Consider the following 15,171-nt stretch of genomic DNA (forward strand, 5'->3'; position numbering starts at 1 on the left):
TCCAGTGACCAGTTCCGCAACACACCCCACGCTCTACCTGGTCGGCACGACCGGGAATCCGAACTACGGTGACGAGCTGATCGCCGCAACGTGGCTGAAGTACCTGGCCAAGGTCGCCCCCGACAGCGAAGTGTGGCTGGACTGCCCCAACCCCGGCCCCAGCGAAGTGCTGCTGGGCCACCTGCATCCGCACGTCCGGTTCACCGACACGCTGTGGCGGCTGTGCTGGTCCGCGCCCTCCGACGAGCCGTGGGAAGTGGCGTCCTTCGTGCAGCACGCCATGATCAACCCCGGGTTGGCACCGCACTGGCTCGCCGGGATCGAACTCGCCGCGCGCGCCGACCTCGTGCACATCATCGGCGGCGGGTTCATCAACGGCATCTGGCCGCGACACTACGGACTGCTGGCCGGTGCGGTCGCCGCGGTGCGCCGCTCCGGCGGGCGCGCGGTGATGACCGGACAGGGCCTGTGGCCGACACCGGCGGAAGCGCAGCCGCTGGTGCGCAACCTCGCCTCGCAGTTCGAACTGATCGACGTGCGCGACGAGCCGTCCGCGGAGCTGCTCGACTCCGCCGGGCAGCTCACCGCCACCGGGGACGACATGTTCTTCGGCATCGAACCGGGGCTGTACCGCACCGACGACCTGCGGGACGTGGTGATCTGCCTGCAGTCGGACCTGTTGGACGTCACGGTTCCCGCACTGGCCGGGTTCCTGCTCGACACGTTGCGAACCTGGGACGTGCACCCCGATCAGGTCGGCATCATCGAGGGCATCCCGCGCGTGGACCGGGAGGTGTTCGCGCTGGTCGAGCACGACCTGCCCGGGTCCCGGTTCTACGCGTTCTCCGAGATCATGGACCACGGGCTGCCCGCGGCCGCCGGGCAGCGCTGGCTGTCGACCCGGTTCCACATGCACCTGATGGCCGCGGCCGCCGGTGCGCACGGCGTCGCCGTCTCGATCAACTCCGGGTACTACACGAACAAGCACCGGTCGTTGATCCAGCGCGGATCCGGCTGGGGGCTCAGCGAAGGACTGCAGGTGCCGCCTCGCCCGGAGGAAGGCGGGTACGAGCAGTCCACGCTCACCGCACTGCAAGAGGCCAAGTCGAAGCTCGCCTGGTCCATCTACGGGGACTGAAGCCGGACGCCGGGCGGCGGCGAAGTTACGCCGCCGCGTGCTCCGATCCGGTTTCGAGGTTCGCGGACGGCGATTCAGGGTGCAGGACGATGATCTCCGCGTCCTGCTCTTCCTGCTCTACGTCCTGGATTTCAGGCTCTGCGGTCTGTTTTTCAGGCTCCGTGTCGGCCTGCGTCGCCTCGGCGTCGCGCCGCCGGTCGGCGATGTAGAAGGGCGCTGCGGCCAGCACCGGCACCAGCATCCCCGCCAGCATGATCAAAATAGAAGTCCCCGTACTCAAGGTCACCGAATCCTGCCGCCGCAGTGAGAAGAAGTCCCACGTCTGAACACGCCGAACGAACGTGTCGTAGGCCTCATCGTCGTGGCGGAGGGTATTCGTTAGCACCACTCGAAAGTGCTCCTGATCACGAATTGATCGAACGACCGCAGCGCCTCTGACCACCGGACTCTCCGGATTCACAACGCACTCGGATCAACTACTCCGCGTGATCAAATTTCGGCCGGTGGGAATCCGCGATCGGCGCCGCCGCAGCCGGAAAACCGTGCGGCCGCAACGAGTTCACGCCGGGAGCCAGCGCGCGGTCGGCCACTGCTCGCGGGTCCACGCGCCGTCCCAGAACATCCACTCGTACTCGCTGGCGCGCACGAACGCGGCCAGCATCCGCCGCCGCATCGGTTCGTCCGCCTCCGCCGCCACCCGGTCGGTGAGCTCGCGGGCGCTCAGCACCGCGTCCGCGAACTCCTCGTCCGCATAAGTCTCGATCCACCGCCGGTACGGATGCGCCGACACGTCGCCGACGGCGGCCAAGATCTCGCTGCCCACGTGCTGGTACACCCAGAAGCACGGCAGGATCGCCGCCAGCAGCACCGGATACGGCTCCACCAGCGCGCTCGCGCGCAAGAACGAGGTGTAGGCCACGCACGACGGCGAGGTCACCACCCCGTCGAGGTCGGCCTCGGTGAGCCCGAACTCCTCGACGTACCCGGCGTGCAGCCGGCGCTCCTCCACCAGCGCACCGTGGGCCGCGCCCGCCAGGAACGCCGCGTCGGCGGGGTCCGCCGCCCGCGTAGACGCCGCGCTCAACGCCTGCGCGAAACCGACCAGGTACCGGGCGTCCTGCACGATGTAGAACGCGAACCGATCCCGGTCGAGGCTCCCATCGGCGAGCGCGCCGTTGAATGGGTGCTCGACGATGGCCTGCTGCAAGGCGGCGGTGTGCTCCCACGCTCCCGCGCAGAATCCCGCGGCCGGTGGATCGGGCAGCCTGCTCATGAACGGTTCCTCCAGATCGGTTCACCACCAGTGGTGGAAGTGGTGCACAGGTCCATGCCCCCGGCCCACGTCCAGCCGGTCCGCGGCGCGCAACGCCTCGGTCAGGTACTCCTTGCCGTCCCGCACGGCCGCCGCCCAGTCCGGGCGTCGCGGACGCAGTGCGGCGATGGCGGCCGACAGCGTGCAACCGGTGCCGTGATCGTTCGTGGTCTCGATCCGCTCCCGGCGCAAGAACTCGGCACCGCCGTCGCCGCAGAACAGGTCCAGTCCGGCATCGGCGCGCAGGTGCCCGCCTTTGAGCAGCACCTGCTTGGCGCCCAGTTCGGTCAGCCGCCGCGCCTGCCCGGCCATCCCGGCGGAGTCGGTGATCTCCCGCTCCCCCAGCAGATCCGCGGCCTCCGGCAGGTTCGGCGTGATCAGGTCCACTCGCGGCAGCAGCTCGTCACGCAGCACCGCCACCGCCTCGTCGGCCAGCAGCCGATGCCCGCTCTTGGCGACCATCACCGGATCCAGCACCACGTGCGGCGGCGCGTAGCGCTCCAGCACCGCCACGACCGCGCGGATCACTCCGGCGTTCGCCAGCATCCCGATCTTCACCGCGTCCACCCGCACGTCGTCGAGCAGCGTCGCGAGCTGGGCGGTGACGAACTCCGGCGGCACTTCCCGCACCTCGGCGACACCGGTGGTGGTCTGCGCGACCAGCGCCGTCACCACCGACATGCCGTAGGCGCCGTTGGCGGAGAAGGCTTTGAGGTCGGCTTGGATCCCGGCACCGCCGCTGGGGTCGGTGCCCGCGATCGTCAGCACGTTGGGAGCGGGCCGATGCGTCGGCCGGGCAACAGGAATGGTCACGTCGGTGACGTCCCTCCGCTAGCACGAACTAGGTCAGGTTCGACGGGTCTGCTCTCAGCCCGGCCGATCGCCGGGCACCCCGCGTCACTGGCACCAACCTAGCAAGCACGGTCAACCGCCCTGCTCACCTGAGCCGGGCGATCACGCCGCGGCCCGGCCCGCCCTCATTCGATGAGTCCGATGACCACGCCCGCGGTGAACCGCTCGCCCGCCTTGCCCTGCCACCACAACGTCCCGGTGGCCGAGGCGCGCACCGTGCGCCTGTCCCCCTCGGTCAGCACCTCCGCGACCGGGGCGCCGCTGCGAACCGGCTCGCCGTCGGCGACCAGCCAGCGGATGAGGGCGCCGGGCTCGTACGGATCCTGGCGCGGCCGGGGGAAATGCAGGTCCGTCACGAGCACGCCTCCGGGATCGATCACCGACGCGCTCAGCATGGGCGGTGATCCTTCTCACCACAAGTGAATCTCCGGCTCGGATCCGTACGGCGAGTGGCGCAGCCTGCACGCTGCGCTGGACCGAGAGTGTTCCGCCGAACAGCCGCCGTAACACCATCGGAGCAGTGCATCCGATCGTTCCGGTAGCCACGCGAATGCAACGTGTGAGCTGATCGATCCGTCTAGAGTTCGAGACCCGGCCAGCGGACCGAAGCCGGGCGAGCCGCGCCAAGCGGAACGTCCTGACAGGTATGGGGGTGGAACCGAAGTGTTCCCCGATCAAGAGCACGTTTGGTGGATCGTCGGCGCCGGGCAGCGAGTCCGGCACGCGATCACGGTGCGCCCCGGTGCCAGACCAGCCGGTGATCCGGTGACCGCGCTGTGCGCGACCACGATCAAGCTCCCGCACGAAACCTGGCCGGCCACCAAGGAACCGTCGAGCCGCCGCATCACGGAGCGTTGTCCGGAGTGCGAACAGCACGTCGAGGAACAGCTGGAGCGTGACCGCGATCTCTTGGTCACCACCTGGGACGCTTGAGCGCGAGCGAAGTCACACAGCCGACCGCTGATCACCTAGTGAGGCGACCCTGCGTGGCGGATTAAGGTTGACGCAATGGACACCACTGCCGACGCCCCTCAGTCCGCCCGCTCCCGCCGCTCGACCCGGCCGGATCCGGCGGAGGTCTGGGCTCCGCTGGCCGGTCTCGCCGACGCCGCGGCGCAGAGCGGCACGTCCGGAGCCGTCGCGATCACCCGCGGATTCGACCGCAACAGCAGGCTGCGCGCGAAGGCGCTGCGCGACCTGCTGGAGGAGCGCGGTGTCGCGGCCATCGAGATCACGCCCGCGGTGGGCAGCGAACGCCTGCTCGCCGACACGGAGATCACCTCCGTGGTGAACCTCATCGGCGCCGGTTCCTGGCAGCCGCACCGGCTGGCGGCGAAGCTGCGCACCCCGCTGCTGGCCCCGCGGGCGGAGAACTCCGAGCAGGTCGAGGTCGCCAAGAACGTCATCGGCGTCACCGGCGCCGAAGGAGCGCGCGACGTCGCCCTTTCGCACGTCGCGGTGCGCCCGGAGTCCGACGGCGAGGGCAGCCTCATCGTCACCGCCGATGGCGAACCGCTGTCGGTGCCCGGCGGCGCCGCCGCGATCACCATGCGCGAGCAGCGGCTGGAGATCCAGCTCGCCGGGCCGGACTTCGCCGAGCAGACGTTCACCGCGGCCGAGGTGCGGGTGGAGACGGCCGACGCGCCGCACCGCCTGGTCCGCGACGAGCTGCCCATCGCCGAGTTCGAGGGCGCACTGACCTTCACGGCCGAGCCGCAGGGCCTGATCGTCCGGCCGGTCTGACCAACTCCGCGCGGATCGCGCGGCACGCACACACCGAGCCGCTGCTCACCGGCGAAAGCCACCGAGCAGCGGCTTCGCTGTGTCCGGGCAGAATTTCGGAGCTGTCTTCTGCTCCCTGCCTAGTCACGGCGAAGCCGAATCCTCGCGGCCGAAGGCCATGCCTTGCGGCGAAGCCGCGCCTCACGGCCGAAGGCCATGCCTTGCGGCGAAGCCGCGCCTCACGGCCGAAGGCCATGCCTTGCGGCGAAGCCGCGCCTCACGGCCGAAGGCCATGCCTTGCGGCGAAGCCGTGCCTTGCGGCAGCGAAGCAAGCCGTGCCTTGCGGCCGAAGGCCGTGCCTGTATGTGCGAAGCACATAGCCCACGTCAAAAAGCCGCTCACCCGCGGGTTCTCAGTTGGTCTCTCGCGAGGACAGCTTTTTCCCTCGTGGCGGAGCCACTAGGGAAAAAGATCCCGCAGCGAGAGACCAACTGAGGTTCCGCCACCCGACCCCCCAAGCAAAACGACCACATCACAGCACCCGGTTAAGCAGTGCAGTCAGCGCTGCCAGGACCACGCCGACCAGGGCCAGGGTGAGCGGGGACAGGGTTCCGGGGAAGATCGCGTTGTTGACGGCCCACCAGAGCACCAGCAGGGTCACGAGAGCGAGCAGCGCCGCCATCGTGGCCATCAGCGGCCGGTAGCGCGGCACCGCCCGCAGGTTGCCGCGGGCGACCGGCGTCATCCGGCGCACCGTGATCGCCACCGGCAACGCCACGAGCGCGACCACGAGCACGCCCAGCAGCGAGTCGGATCGGGCCGGGCCGGAGCCGAGTCCGAGCATCAGCCCCAGCACTCCGATCGTGAGCACCAGCAGCACGCGATGCAGAGTCCGCCACAGCAGCCTGTCGTAACCAGCCATGATCGCAGTATCCCAGGGTGATCCCCGAGTCCCTAGCGCGCGGCCGCAGCTCGTCCCCGAACTGCGGCCGCACCGGTTCAGGTGATGAGCCGATCGGCGAATCCACGATTAATCAAGCGAACGCTCGTCACGTCGGTGATCCTGAGGCGTCTCACGCTGGGGAGAACCAGCCGGACCGGTGCGTTCGGCGCAGAGGGAGGAGGTCGCACGTGGTCAGCAACGAGGAGTGGCAGGTCAGCTGCCGCGATGTCGCGGGCAGGCGGCGGAACATGGCGGTGTACGTGGAGCAGGGCAATGTCGTTGTGGTCGCCCCGCCCGGGGAGACCGCGGTGCTGGCACCATTGGAGGCGGGCCGGCTGCGGGCCGCGATACGAGAGGCCGTGGTGGCCGCCGCGGCACCGGAACAGGTCATTTCGGACCGCTGAGCTCTTCCCCCGTGCCTCCACTCAAGGCATTATCTACTGACGAGTAGCTAACTTGGAGGAGAACGCGTGGCACTGTGGCGGCGGTCGGCGGGACGGACACGAGACGTGGCGGCGGAAATGGCCGCCAGAGCCAAGGCGGATCGCCTCAGCTCCAGCCTGCACACCCTCTGGCTGCTGGCCAGGCAAGGAGTGGTGCGCCCGATGCGCCCCGACAAGCTGGTGCGCATCGTGTTCGCGTGGCGGCGCTGGGGCGTGACACCGGCGCTCGGCTATGCCGTCGCCGCCATCCGGCATCCGGACCGGCCTGCCGTGATCGACGAGCGCGGCGCGCTGAGCTTCCTCGAACTGGACCAGCGCACCACCCGCCTGGCGAAGGGCCTGCGCGCCCGCGGCATCACGGACGCCAGCCGGATCGCCGTGCTGTGCCGCAACCACCACGGGCTCGTCGAGACGATCGTGGCCTGCGGCAAGCTCGGCGTGGACGTGGTGCTGCTCAACACCGGCCTGCGCCCGCAGCAGGTGCGCACCGTGCTCGCCGAACAGCAGGCCGATCTGCTGGTCACCGACGTCGAGTTCACCGAAGAACTCGCAGAGCCGGACTCGGCGGATCCGGACCTCGACGTGGTGCTCGCCTGGACCGAGGGCACCACCCGCAAGGCCACGCTCGAACACCTCATCGGCAGCTCCACGGCCGGTTCGCTGCCGCGCAGGCCCCGGCACTCGCGGCTCATCGTGCTCACCTCCGGCACCACCGGCACGCCGAAGGGCGCGCGCAGGCCCGCGCCGCCCGGCGTCGGCCCGGCGGCGACGATCATGTCCCGGATGCCGCTGCGCGCCGGTGAGCGGATCCTGCTGGCGGCCCCGATCTTCCACACCTGGGGGCTGGCCGCGTTCCAGCTCGGCTCCGCGATCGGCGCGACCCTGGTGCTGCGCCGCAAGTTCGAGCCCCAGCAGGCGCTCGCGGCGGTCCAGCGGCACCGCGCCACGGCGATGTTCATGGTGCCGGTGATGCTGCAGCGGATCCTCGACCTGCCGCAGGAAGCGAGAGCGCCGTACGACACGTCTTCGCTGCGCATCGTCGCGGCCAGCGGTTCGGCGCTGCCCGCGGACTTGGCGACCCGCTTCCAGCGGGTCTTCGGCGAGGTCCTCTACAACTTCTACGGTTCCACCGAGGCGTCCTGGGTCAGCATCGCGAACCCGCGGGACCTCGCCGAGTCCCCCGGCACCGCGGGCCGTCCGCCGCGCGGCACCAGCCTGAAGATCCTCGACGAGCAAGGTGCGCAGGTGCGCGACGGCGAGACCGGACGGATCTTCGTCAGCAACGACATGCTGTTCGAGGGCTACACCAGCGGCGCGGGCAAGGAAGTGCGCAGCGGCATGCTCAGCACCGGCGACCTGGGGCGGATCGACGAAGCCGGCCGGTTGCAGGTCGTCGGCCGGGAGGACGACATGATCGTCTCGGGTGGCGAGAACGTGTATCCGAAGGATACCGAGGACGCCATCGCCACGCTTCCCGAGGTCTCCGAGGTCGCGGTGATCGGCGTCGACGACTCCGACTTCGGGCAGCGCCTGGCCGCGTTCGTCGTGCTCACCGAGGGCGCGGAACTCGACTCGGACACCGTGCGCGAACGCGTCCGTCCCACGTTGCCGAAGTTCGCGCTGCCGCGGGACGTCACGTTCCTCGCCGAACTGCCGCGCAACGCCACCGGCAAGGTCGTGCCCGCCCGGCTGCTCGAGGAATCGGAGCCCACCGAGACCGAACGGTGATGTCCCCGCGGCGCCGGTGCGGTCCCGGCGCCGCGGGGCACCGCGTTAGGCTCGGTCAGGTGAACGACCGTCTAGTGTGGATCGACTGCGAAATGACCGGGCTCGACCTGGGCTCCGACGCCCTGATCGAGATCGCCGCCCTGGTCACCGATGCCGACCTCAACATCCTCGGCGACGGCGTGGACATCGTGATCCACGCCCCGGACGAGGCGCTGTCGGGGATGCCCGAAGTGGTGCGCGACATGCACGAACGCTCCGGGCTGACCGAGGAGGTACGGCGCTCCACGGTCACCACCGCCGAAGCCGAACAACGCGTCCTGGACTACATCCGCGAGCACGTGCCGGAGAACATCTCGGCGCCGCTGGCGGGAAATTCCATCGCCACCGATCGCGGTTTCATCTCCCGCGACATGCCCGCGCTGGACGCGCACCTGCATTACCGCATGGTGGACGTGTCGTCCATCAAGGAGCTCTGCAGGCGCTGGTTCCCGCGGATCTACTACGCGCAGCCGGAGAAGGGCCTCGCGCACCGCGCGCTGGCCGACGTGCGGGAATCGATCCGCGAGCTGGCGTACTACCGCCGGACCGCGTTCGTCCCGCAGCCGGGGCCGAGCAGTGAGCAGGCGCAGGCCGTGGCGGCCGAACTGCTCGACGGCGGCCGCGACGACACGGCCTCTCACCAGGTCGAATGACGAGTTTCACCGGTTCGGCCCTGGTGGCGGGAGCCCGGTGACGACCGGTCTCACGGCGCACGCTAGGATATTCGTGTTGCTCCGGAAAGCCGGTCGCCCGGTTGATCGGAAGCTGCGGTGGGTGTAGCTCAGTAGGTAGAGCACTGGGTTGTGGTCCCAGGAGTCGCGGGTTCGAATCCCGTCACTCACCCCATGCGAAAGGCCCGCTCCATTTCGGAGCGGGCCTTTTGTGTTGTCGCGGCAGGCGGACCCGGAAACGCGAAAGCGCCCCCGAAGGGGCGCCGCCGCGTCGAATCCGCCGCTATCGGATCAGCGGTTGCCGCCGAGCCATTCGTTCCACGGCACCTGCCAGTCGCCGAATCCGTCCCAAGACCGCAGGTTCGGCCCGCCGGAATTGGTGATCTCCACAACGTCGCCCTTCTTGAGCAGGTTGTAGACGTACTGGGCGTTGGCGTCGCTCATGTTGATGCAGCCGTGGCTGACGTTGCTGCTGCCCTGCTGACCGACCGACCAGGGCGCGGCGTGCAGGAACTCACCGCCGTTGGAGATGCGCACCGCCCATTCGACCTCGGTGCGGTAGCCGCCGTTGTCGACGTCCAGGCCGTAGCTGGAGGAGTCCATGACCTTCTTGCGGTGATGCTCGGTGACCACGTGCGCGCCGTTGTTGGACGGCCACTCGGGTTTGCCCAGCGAGACGGGCATGGTGCGCTGGGTGACGCCGTTGACCTTCACCGACATCTGGTGGCTGGCGCCGTCGGCGTGCAGCACGACCGCGTCGCCGATGGTGATCGTGGCGGAGCGGTTCTCCTCGCCCCACGACCCGTTGCCGAGGTCCTTGCCGTAGACGTCCGCGTTCACCGTGATCTTGGTTCCGGGCTTCCAGTACTCCTGCGGCCGCCAGTGCACCTCGCGGTCGTCGAACCAGTAGAACGCGCCCTCCACGGCCGGTTCGGTCTGGATGCGGATCGCTTCCTCCGCCTTCGCCTTGTCCGGAGCGGGCGCGTCCTCGGAGAAGTAGAACGCCAGCGGCTGCCCGACGCCGACGGTCTGCCCGTCGAGCGGGTTCATCGACACGTAGGTCTGGTTCTCGGGTTCGATCGTGGTGAACGTGGTCCGCTGCGTCACCGGCGCCCCGGCGGCGCCTTGCACGGTGAGCTCAGCCGTGTAGGTGGTGCCGTAGCCGAGGGGTTCGCTCACGCTCCAGCCCGCCCCGTCCGGCGTGACGGTGTTCGCGACCTGCTTGCCGTCCTCGTTCGTCAGCACCGCACCGGTGATCTTCCCGTGCTCCGCGGCGCCCGTGATCGGGGCGATCGGGGACACCTGCTGCGCCCCGTCGGCCGGATCGAACCGCACGGACGGCGGAGGCGGCGGCGCGGCCGACTCCTCGCTCCCGGATCCGCTGCAGCTCACGACCAACAACCCCACCAGCGCGACGGTCACGGCAGGCAGCCCGCGAGACCAGCGGCCGGAAACTCTCCCGACAGAGTTAGAAAACAGCTTCATGCGTGACTGTCCGTTCGATCCGATCCCCACATCCGCCTCAGACCAGTGTGCATCAAAGCACCGACCGTGTGTCCGACGACCAGTCGTGCACGAAGAGTCAACCTGCGGACCTTCGGAGCATGAGACGCACGACGGCACCCGAGGTTGCCCGCCACACCACCGCTCCCCACCTCGACCGGCTGAAACACGACTCGGATACTGCTCCAGCACCCCCCGATTCGACCACCGAAACGCCGTGCTAAAGTTTCTTTCGTCGCCAGGGAGACGGTCCAAGACCGAAACCCTGGAGGACACCAAGCGCCAATAGCTCAACAGGCAGAGCAGCTGACTCTTAATCAGCGGGTTCGGGGTTCAAGTCCCTGTTGGCGCACAGAAGCCCCAGGTCATCGGCCTGGGGCATTTCTTTTTGAGTCGGTTTCCATTCTTTTCGGATCTGATCTCGTCCTCCGGTCTCGGTCGGGTCGACCAGAGCGCGGCGCCGGGGTCCGGTGCCAGAATCAGACATGGGTGGAATCGCGGGGAACCTGGCTCTGGTGCTGCTGTTCGTCTTGATCGGCGGCTTCTTCGCCGCTGCCGAGATCGCGCTGGTGGCGCTGCGGGAAGGTCAGGTTCACAAGCTGGCCGAGCAGGGTCGGCGCGGCCGGCGCGTAGCGGCCTTGCGGGCGGATTCCAATCGGTTCCTCTCGGCCGTGCAGATCGGCGTCACCTTCGCCGGGTTCTTCGCCTCCAGTTACGGGGGCGCCACGATCGCCGTCCGGCTGCAGCCGGCCCTCGCCGGCTGGGGCCTGCCCGTCGGGATCGCCGCCACCCTCGCGCTGATCGTGGTGACCGCGCTGGTGTCGTACCTGTCGCTGGTCTTCGGCGAGCTGGTCCCGAAACGTTTGGCGCTGCAACGCCCGGAAGGCGTCGCGCTGTTGACCGCCGGATTCCTCGATCGACTCGCCACCGTCGCCCGGCCGATGATCTGGTTGCTGTCGAAGTCGACCGACGGCGTAGTGCGGCTGCTCGGGTTCAATCCGCAGGCCGGCGAAGGCAAGGTCACCCAGGACGAGCTGCGCGACATGGTGCGGACCAACGAACAGCTCAGCCTCGAAGAACGGCAGCTGCTCACCGACGCGTTCCAGGCCACCGATCGGGTTCTGTCGGAGGTGATGGTCCCCCGCACCGAGGTCGACTTCCTGCCCAGCACGGTGCGCCTGGCCGATGCCGTCAACGAGGTCGGCGACAAGCCGCACTCGCGCTACCCGGTGATCGGCGACAGCGCCGACGAGGTCGTCGGGTTCATCCACGTGCGGGACCTCCTGCGGCACGATAGCCACGGGCGGTCCACGGTGCGGGAGTTGGCCCGGCCGGTCGTCGCCCTGCCCAGGAGCAAGCCCGTTCTCGCCGCGTTGTCCGGGATGCGCCAGCACGGCAATCACCTTGCGATCGTCGTCGACGAATACGGGGGCACCGACGGCATCGTCACCATCGAAGACCTCGTCGAAGAGATCGTCGGCGACATCTGGGACGAGTACGACCCCAGCGCCACCCCGGTCGCGGCACGTGCCGACGGGACCTACGACATCGACGGCCTCACGCACCACGACGCGGTGCAGGAGCAGACCGGCATCGCGCTTCCGGACGGGCCTTATGACACCGTCGCCGGGTTCGTCATCAGCCGGTTCCAGCGCGTCCCCGCCGAAGGCGAGTCGATCGACGCGCTCGACCACCGGTTCACCGTGCGCGAAATGGACGGTCGCCGTATCGCCCGGCTCCACATCACCCCGCTCGACACCTCCGGCGGAGACGACCGGTGATGACTCCGGTCGCGTGCGGCGTCATTCCGGTCGACGGGCGGCGACGGCGAAGTTCAGCGGGATCCGAGGCGCCCCTTCGGGCAACGTCCAGCCTTGCGGGCAGGCGACGAGAGCCGGGAACGCGGGCCAATCCATGTAGGGCAGCTCGCTGACCGCTTCGATGCGGAGTCCGGCCTGCAGCAGCGCGCCGATGACGTCGCTCAGGGCGTGGCGCCACTCGTGGACCGTGACGTTGGTGATCTGTCCGTCCGCTTCCCCGGCGTAGGTCTCCCCGTCGTCGTAGGTGCCGGCGCCACCGCCGCCGAGGTAGTCGTCGGTGATCTCCCACGGCTCGAAGGCCATCGCCCCGAGGATCGGGTGGTCGTCCCGGATGACGAAGACCCCGCCCGGTTCGAGCAGGTCGTGGATCGACCGCGCCCATGCGGTGAGCTCCGGCAACCACACGATGGTTCCGGCGCTGGTGACGACGACGTCGAAGCGGCGGTCGACGAACTCCGAGGCGAACCGCGCGTCCCCCTCCACCCACGTGACGTCGTGGCCGTCGGCCTGCGCGAGGCGGGCGGCGTGGCGCAGCGAGTTGGGTGAGAAGTCGAGCCCGTGGACGTCGACGGCGCCGAGCCGCGCCCAGGAAAGGGTGTCCTGGCCGATGTGGCACTGCAGGTGCAGCAGCGACCTGTCCTCGACACCGGTTTCCGGCAGGTGCGGGGCCAGCACCGACAGGTCGTTGAGCACCACCGAAGAGATGGCGGTGGGGTCGGACAGGAAGCCGTCGACGTCGTACATCTGCGAGCGGACGTACACGTCGGCTCGGTCGTCCCAGTTCGCCCGGTTGGCGGCGACGGCCTGGGTCTCGTGCATGGCCTGTCCTTTCTGCGGAATCAGTGCGCGGACCGACGGCGTTGTATCCCGAACGGAGGGAAGCGGACAACTGATTTTCCACCGTGCTCAGCGGCGGGACTCCGATCGGTCTTGACCGCTTGATATCAGCAGCGCGCAGGACAGGGCCGCCAGTGCGGCGGTCGATGTGACGGCGCGGACGGTGTTCCAGCCGCTCCAAGTCGAGGCGGTGGCCTCGCGAACGGCGTGCAGGTTCGGCGCGCGATCGGGCGGGCCTGCGGCGGTGAGCGCTTCGTTGAGCGGGAAGTGGACCACGGACGTGATCACGACGGTGGCCATGGCCAACAGGAACCCGGCCGTCACCCACGCCCACAGGGCCGGTCGCGTGCGGCGGTGGGTGACGACCGCGATCAGCGCGAGCAAAGGTGCGCCGAGGAAGGTCGCGAGGAACCACGGGTTGATGAAGGACACGTTGAACTGCTGCATCGCCGCGACGAACGTGCGATCGTCGCCCAGTTCCAGGCCGGGCATCACTCCGCAGGCGAAGATGTAGTAGGTGCCCGCCTGCAAGCCGTTGGCCACAGTGGCCAGCAGCAGGACCACCGTCGCCGCTCGCCGCGAATCGATCATCGTCACCGCCTCCGTGGCCGAATCCCCGCCGCAGCCCCGGATTCGCCGCGTTCGCCCGGGCGGGTCAACTCGTTCCTTCCACTTCGCCGCGTTGTTCTTCCAAGGTCTCGCGGGCCTCTTCCCGGGAGCCCGCGGTGGGTTTCGCTCCGGGCAGCGGGCGGCCCGCGGTCTCCCTCGCGAACCAGGACGCGATCAGGCCGAGCAACCCGGCGGCCATGAGCACGAATGCGGGAGCCGTGATGTATCCCGTTGCGCTGACCAGGGATTCCGAGATCAACGGGGTGGTGCCGCCGAAGATCGCCACCGAAATGTTGAAGCTGATCGAGACGCCGCCGTAGCGGACGTGCGTGGGGAACAGCGCGGGAAGCGTGGAGGGCATCGTCGAGCTGAAGCAGATCAGCATCAGCCCGATGATGATCAGCCCGCCGATCACGGCTCCGACCGAGCCGTGGCTGATCATCCAGAACGCGGGCCAGGACAGCACGACGAGCGCACCGGATCCGACGGCCACGATCGGCAGCCGGCCGATCTTGTCGGAGATCCGGCCCAGGCGCACCACAAAACCCATGATCGCCAGCATCGTGACCAGTACGAACACCAACGCAGAGGTGTGCGCGTAGTGCAGGTCCGCGGTGATGTAGGTCGGCATGTAGGAGGTGAGCATGTAGTTGACGACGTTGAACACCGCCACCAGCGACACGCAGGTCAGCACCGGACGCCAGTGGTCGCGGAAGATCGTGCGGTAGACGCCGAGCCCGCGTTCGGCGCCGTGGTCCTCGGAGGACTCCTGTTGCTGCTGCGCGGGTGTCTCCTCCAGGCGGAACCGCAGGTACAGGCCGACCACGCCGAGCGGCCCGGCCAGCAGGAACGGGATGCGCCAGCCCCAGTTCACCATCTCCTGCTCCCCCAGCGCGGTGAGCAGGCCCGTGACGACCGCGGCCCCGAGCGCGTAGCCGGTGAGCGTTCCGAACTCCAGCCAGCTCGCCAGGAATCCGCGTCGTTTGTCGGGTGAGTACTCCGAGACGAACGTGGTGGCGCCGCCGTACTCGCCGCCGGTCGAGAAGCCCTGCACGACCCTGGCGAGCAGCAGCAGGATCGGCGCCCAGATCCCGATCGTCGCGTACGAGGGGATGAATCCGATGGCCACGGTGCCGAGCGCCATCGTGATCATCGTGATGGCCAGGACGCGTTTGCGACCGAGGCGGTCACCGAGCGGGCCGAACACGAATCCGCCCAGCGGCCGGACGATGAACGCGACGGCGAAGGTGGCGAAGGTCGCCAGCAGCTGGACCGTGGGATTTCCGGAGGGGAAGAAGACCTGCCCGGTGATCACGATCAGGTAGCTGAAGACGCCGAAGTCGAACCACTCCATCATGTTGCCGATGCCCGCGGCCGTCACCGCCCGGCGGACTTTGCCCTCTTCGACGATGTCGACCGCGTCCTCCAAGCGCTGTCCGCGCTTGCGCCGGCCTCGTGCGTTCATCGGCTGTCCCTCCCAGGTCGGGTGTCCCGGACATCGAGTACCCACGATCGATCAACGGCATGCGGGACGGTTCGCCTCGGATTCACCGC

The 15,171-nt window shown here is 68.8% G+C and carries 16 protein-coding genes, 2 tRNA genes and 1 riboswitch; of the genes, 9 read left to right on the top strand and 9 right to left on the bottom strand.

Features of this window, described 5'->3' with window-relative positions; all coding sequences use genetic code 11:
* Positions 1–4: 4 nt before the first annotated feature.
* A complete protein-coding gene (locus H2Q94_RS24800) occupies positions 5–1,138 on the top strand; it encodes a polysaccharide pyruvyl transferase family protein (protein WP_243789575.1) in 1,134 nt (377 codons plus the stop codon).
* Positions 1,139–1,163: 25 nt separating this feature from the next.
* Here H2Q94_RS24800 and H2Q94_RS24805 read toward each other — a convergent pair whose 3' ends face one another.
* The 4 genes from H2Q94_RS24805 to H2Q94_RS24820 all read right to left on the bottom strand — a co-directional run bounded on the left by H2Q94_RS24805 (position 1,164) and on the right by H2Q94_RS24820 (position 3,697).
* The gene (locus H2Q94_RS24805; protein ID WP_243789576.1) at positions 1,164–1,580 is read right to left on the bottom strand and encodes a hypothetical protein; all 417 of its coding nucleotides are present in this window, start codon (positions 1,578–1,580) and stop codon (positions 1,164–1,166) included.
* 117 nt (positions 1,581–1,697) lie between these two features.
* Positions 1,698–2,411 (bottom strand): thiaminase II, encoded by a 714-nt coding sequence (gene tenA, locus H2Q94_RS24810; RefSeq protein ID WP_243789577.1) that lies wholly within the window; start codon positions 2,409–2,411, stop codon positions 1,698–1,700.
* 21 nt (positions 2,412–2,432) lie between these two features.
* A complete protein-coding gene (gene thiD / locus H2Q94_RS24815) occupies positions 2,433–3,263 on the bottom strand; it encodes a bifunctional hydroxymethylpyrimidine kinase/phosphomethylpyrimidine kinase (RefSeq protein WP_243789578.1) in 831 nt (276 codons plus the stop codon).
* A riboswitch (TPP riboswitch) is annotated at positions 3,257–3,355 on the bottom strand. Its footprint overlaps the gene before it by 7 nt.
* A gap of 72 nt (positions 3,356–3,427) precedes the next feature.
* Positions 3,428–3,697 carry a hypothetical protein gene (locus tag H2Q94_RS24820; RefSeq protein WP_243789579.1) on the bottom strand — a complete coding sequence of 90 codons (270 nt, stop codon included), beginning with the start codon at positions 3,695–3,697 and terminating at the stop codon, positions 3,428–3,430.
* A 268-nt stretch (positions 3,698–3,965) separates the two neighbouring features.
* Here H2Q94_RS24820 and H2Q94_RS24825 point away from each other — a divergent pair, with 268 nt between their 5' ends.
* Together H2Q94_RS24825 and H2Q94_RS24830 are read left to right on the top strand one after the other, a co-directional pair.
* Positions 3,966–4,235 carry a hypothetical protein gene (locus H2Q94_RS24825; protein WP_243789580.1) on the top strand — a complete coding sequence of 90 codons (270 nt, stop codon included), beginning with the start codon at positions 3,966–3,968 and terminating at the stop codon, positions 4,233–4,235.
* Between the two features lie 75 nt (positions 4,236–4,310).
* On the top strand, positions 4,311–5,045 hold the full coding sequence (locus tag H2Q94_RS24830) for a hypothetical protein (protein WP_243789581.1): 735 nt from the start codon (positions 4,311–4,313) through the stop codon (positions 5,043–5,045).
* A gap of 511 nt (positions 5,046–5,556) precedes the next feature.
* Here the strand turns inward: H2Q94_RS24830 and H2Q94_RS24835 are convergent.
* Positions 5,557–5,946 carry a hypothetical protein gene (locus tag H2Q94_RS24835; protein WP_243789582.1) on the bottom strand — a complete coding sequence of 130 codons (390 nt, stop codon included), beginning with the start codon at positions 5,944–5,946 and terminating at the stop codon, positions 5,557–5,559.
* A gap of 209 nt (positions 5,947–6,155) precedes the next feature.
* Between H2Q94_RS24835 and H2Q94_RS24840 the strand changes: the two genes are divergently transcribed.
* The 4 genes from H2Q94_RS24840 (at position 6,156) to H2Q94_RS24855 (ending at position 9,023) form a co-directional block, all read left to right on the top strand.
* A complete protein-coding gene (locus tag H2Q94_RS24840; protein ID WP_243789583.1) occupies positions 6,156–6,371 on the top strand; it encodes a hypothetical protein in 216 nt (71 codons plus the stop codon).
* A gap of 66 nt (positions 6,372–6,437) precedes the next feature.
* Entirely contained in the window at positions 6,438–8,138 is a 1,701-nt protein-coding gene (locus H2Q94_RS24845; protein ID WP_243789584.1) for an AMP-binding protein, read from the top strand.
* 59 nt (positions 8,139–8,197) lie between these two features.
* Positions 8,198–8,830 carry an oligoribonuclease gene (gene orn, locus H2Q94_RS24850; protein WP_243789585.1) on the top strand — a complete coding sequence of 211 codons (633 nt, stop codon included), beginning with the start codon at positions 8,198–8,200 and terminating at the stop codon, positions 8,828–8,830.
* Between the two features lie 117 nt (positions 8,831–8,947).
* Positions 8,948–9,023, top strand: a tRNA-His gene (locus H2Q94_RS24855).
* Positions 9,024–9,139: 116 nt separating this feature from the next.
* Here H2Q94_RS24855 and H2Q94_RS24860 read toward each other — a convergent pair.
* Positions 9,140–10,255 carry a L,D-transpeptidase gene (locus H2Q94_RS24860; protein WP_243789586.1) on the bottom strand — a complete coding sequence of 372 codons (1,116 nt, stop codon included), beginning with the start codon at positions 10,253–10,255 and terminating at the stop codon, positions 9,140–9,142.
* Between the two features lie 375 nt (positions 10,256–10,630).
* Here H2Q94_RS24860 and H2Q94_RS24865 point away from each other — a divergent pair.
* Positions 10,631–10,703, top strand: a tRNA-Lys gene (locus H2Q94_RS24865).
* Positions 10,704–10,836: 133 nt separating this feature from the next.
* Entirely contained in the window at positions 10,837–12,132 is a 1,296-nt protein-coding gene (locus H2Q94_RS24870; protein ID WP_243789587.1) for a hemolysin family protein, read from the top strand.
* Positions 12,133–12,153: 21 nt separating this feature from the next.
* Here the strand turns inward: H2Q94_RS24870 and H2Q94_RS24875 are convergent, their stop codons facing one another.
* The 3 genes from H2Q94_RS24875 to H2Q94_RS24885 form a co-directional block, all read right to left on the bottom strand.
* On the bottom strand, positions 12,154–12,990 hold the full coding sequence (locus tag H2Q94_RS24875; RefSeq protein ID WP_243789588.1) for a class I SAM-dependent methyltransferase: 837 nt from the start codon (positions 12,988–12,990) through the stop codon (positions 12,154–12,156).
* Between the two features lie 87 nt (positions 12,991–13,077).
* Positions 13,078–13,599: an anthrone oxygenase family protein gene (locus H2Q94_RS24880; protein ID WP_243789589.1), complete on the bottom strand. Its 522-nt coding sequence runs from the start codon at positions 13,597–13,599 to the stop codon at positions 13,078–13,080.
* 64 nt (positions 13,600–13,663) lie between these two features.
* The gene (locus tag H2Q94_RS24885) at positions 13,664–15,082 is read right to left on the bottom strand and encodes an MFS transporter (protein ID WP_243789590.1); all 1,419 of its coding nucleotides are present in this window, start codon (positions 15,080–15,082) and stop codon (positions 13,664–13,666) included.
* Between the last annotated feature and the right edge of the window lie 89 nt (positions 15,083–15,171).

It is taken from the genome of Saccharopolyspora gloriosae (assembly GCF_022828475.1).
GTDB lineage: Bacteria > Actinomycetota > Actinomycetes > Mycobacteriales > Pseudonocardiaceae > Saccharopolyspora_C > Saccharopolyspora_C gloriosae_A.

Coding starts and splice junctions, on each gene's coding strand:
- tenA (WP_243789577.1), bottom strand. CDS start 2,411: ATGAGCAGGCTGCCCGATCCACCGGCCGCGGGATTCTGCGCGGGAGCG.
- H2Q94_RS24885 (WP_243789590.1), bottom strand. CDS start 15,082: ATGAACGCACGAGGCCGGCGCAAGCGCGGACAGCGCTTGGAGGACGCG.
- H2Q94_RS24870 (WP_243789587.1), top strand. CDS start 10,837: ATGGGTGGAATCGCGGGGAACCTGGCTCTGGTGCTGCTGTTCGTCTTG.
- H2Q94_RS24875 (WP_243789588.1), bottom strand. CDS start 12,990: ATGCACGAGACCCAGGCCGTCGCCGCCAACCGGGCGAACTGGGACGAC.
- H2Q94_RS24820 (WP_243789579.1), bottom strand. CDS start 3,697: ATGCTGAGCGCGTCGGTGATCGATCCCGGAGGCGTGCTCGTGACGGAC.
- H2Q94_RS24830 (WP_243789581.1), top strand. CDS start 4,311: ATGGACACCACTGCCGACGCCCCTCAGTCCGCCCGCTCCCGCCGCTCG.
- H2Q94_RS24880 (WP_243789589.1), bottom strand. CDS start 13,599: ATGATCGATTCGCGGCGAGCGGCGACGGTGGTCCTGCTGCTGGCCACT.
- H2Q94_RS24835 (WP_243789582.1), bottom strand. CDS start 5,946: ATGGCTGGTTACGACAGGCTGCTGTGGCGGACTCTGCATCGCGTGCTG.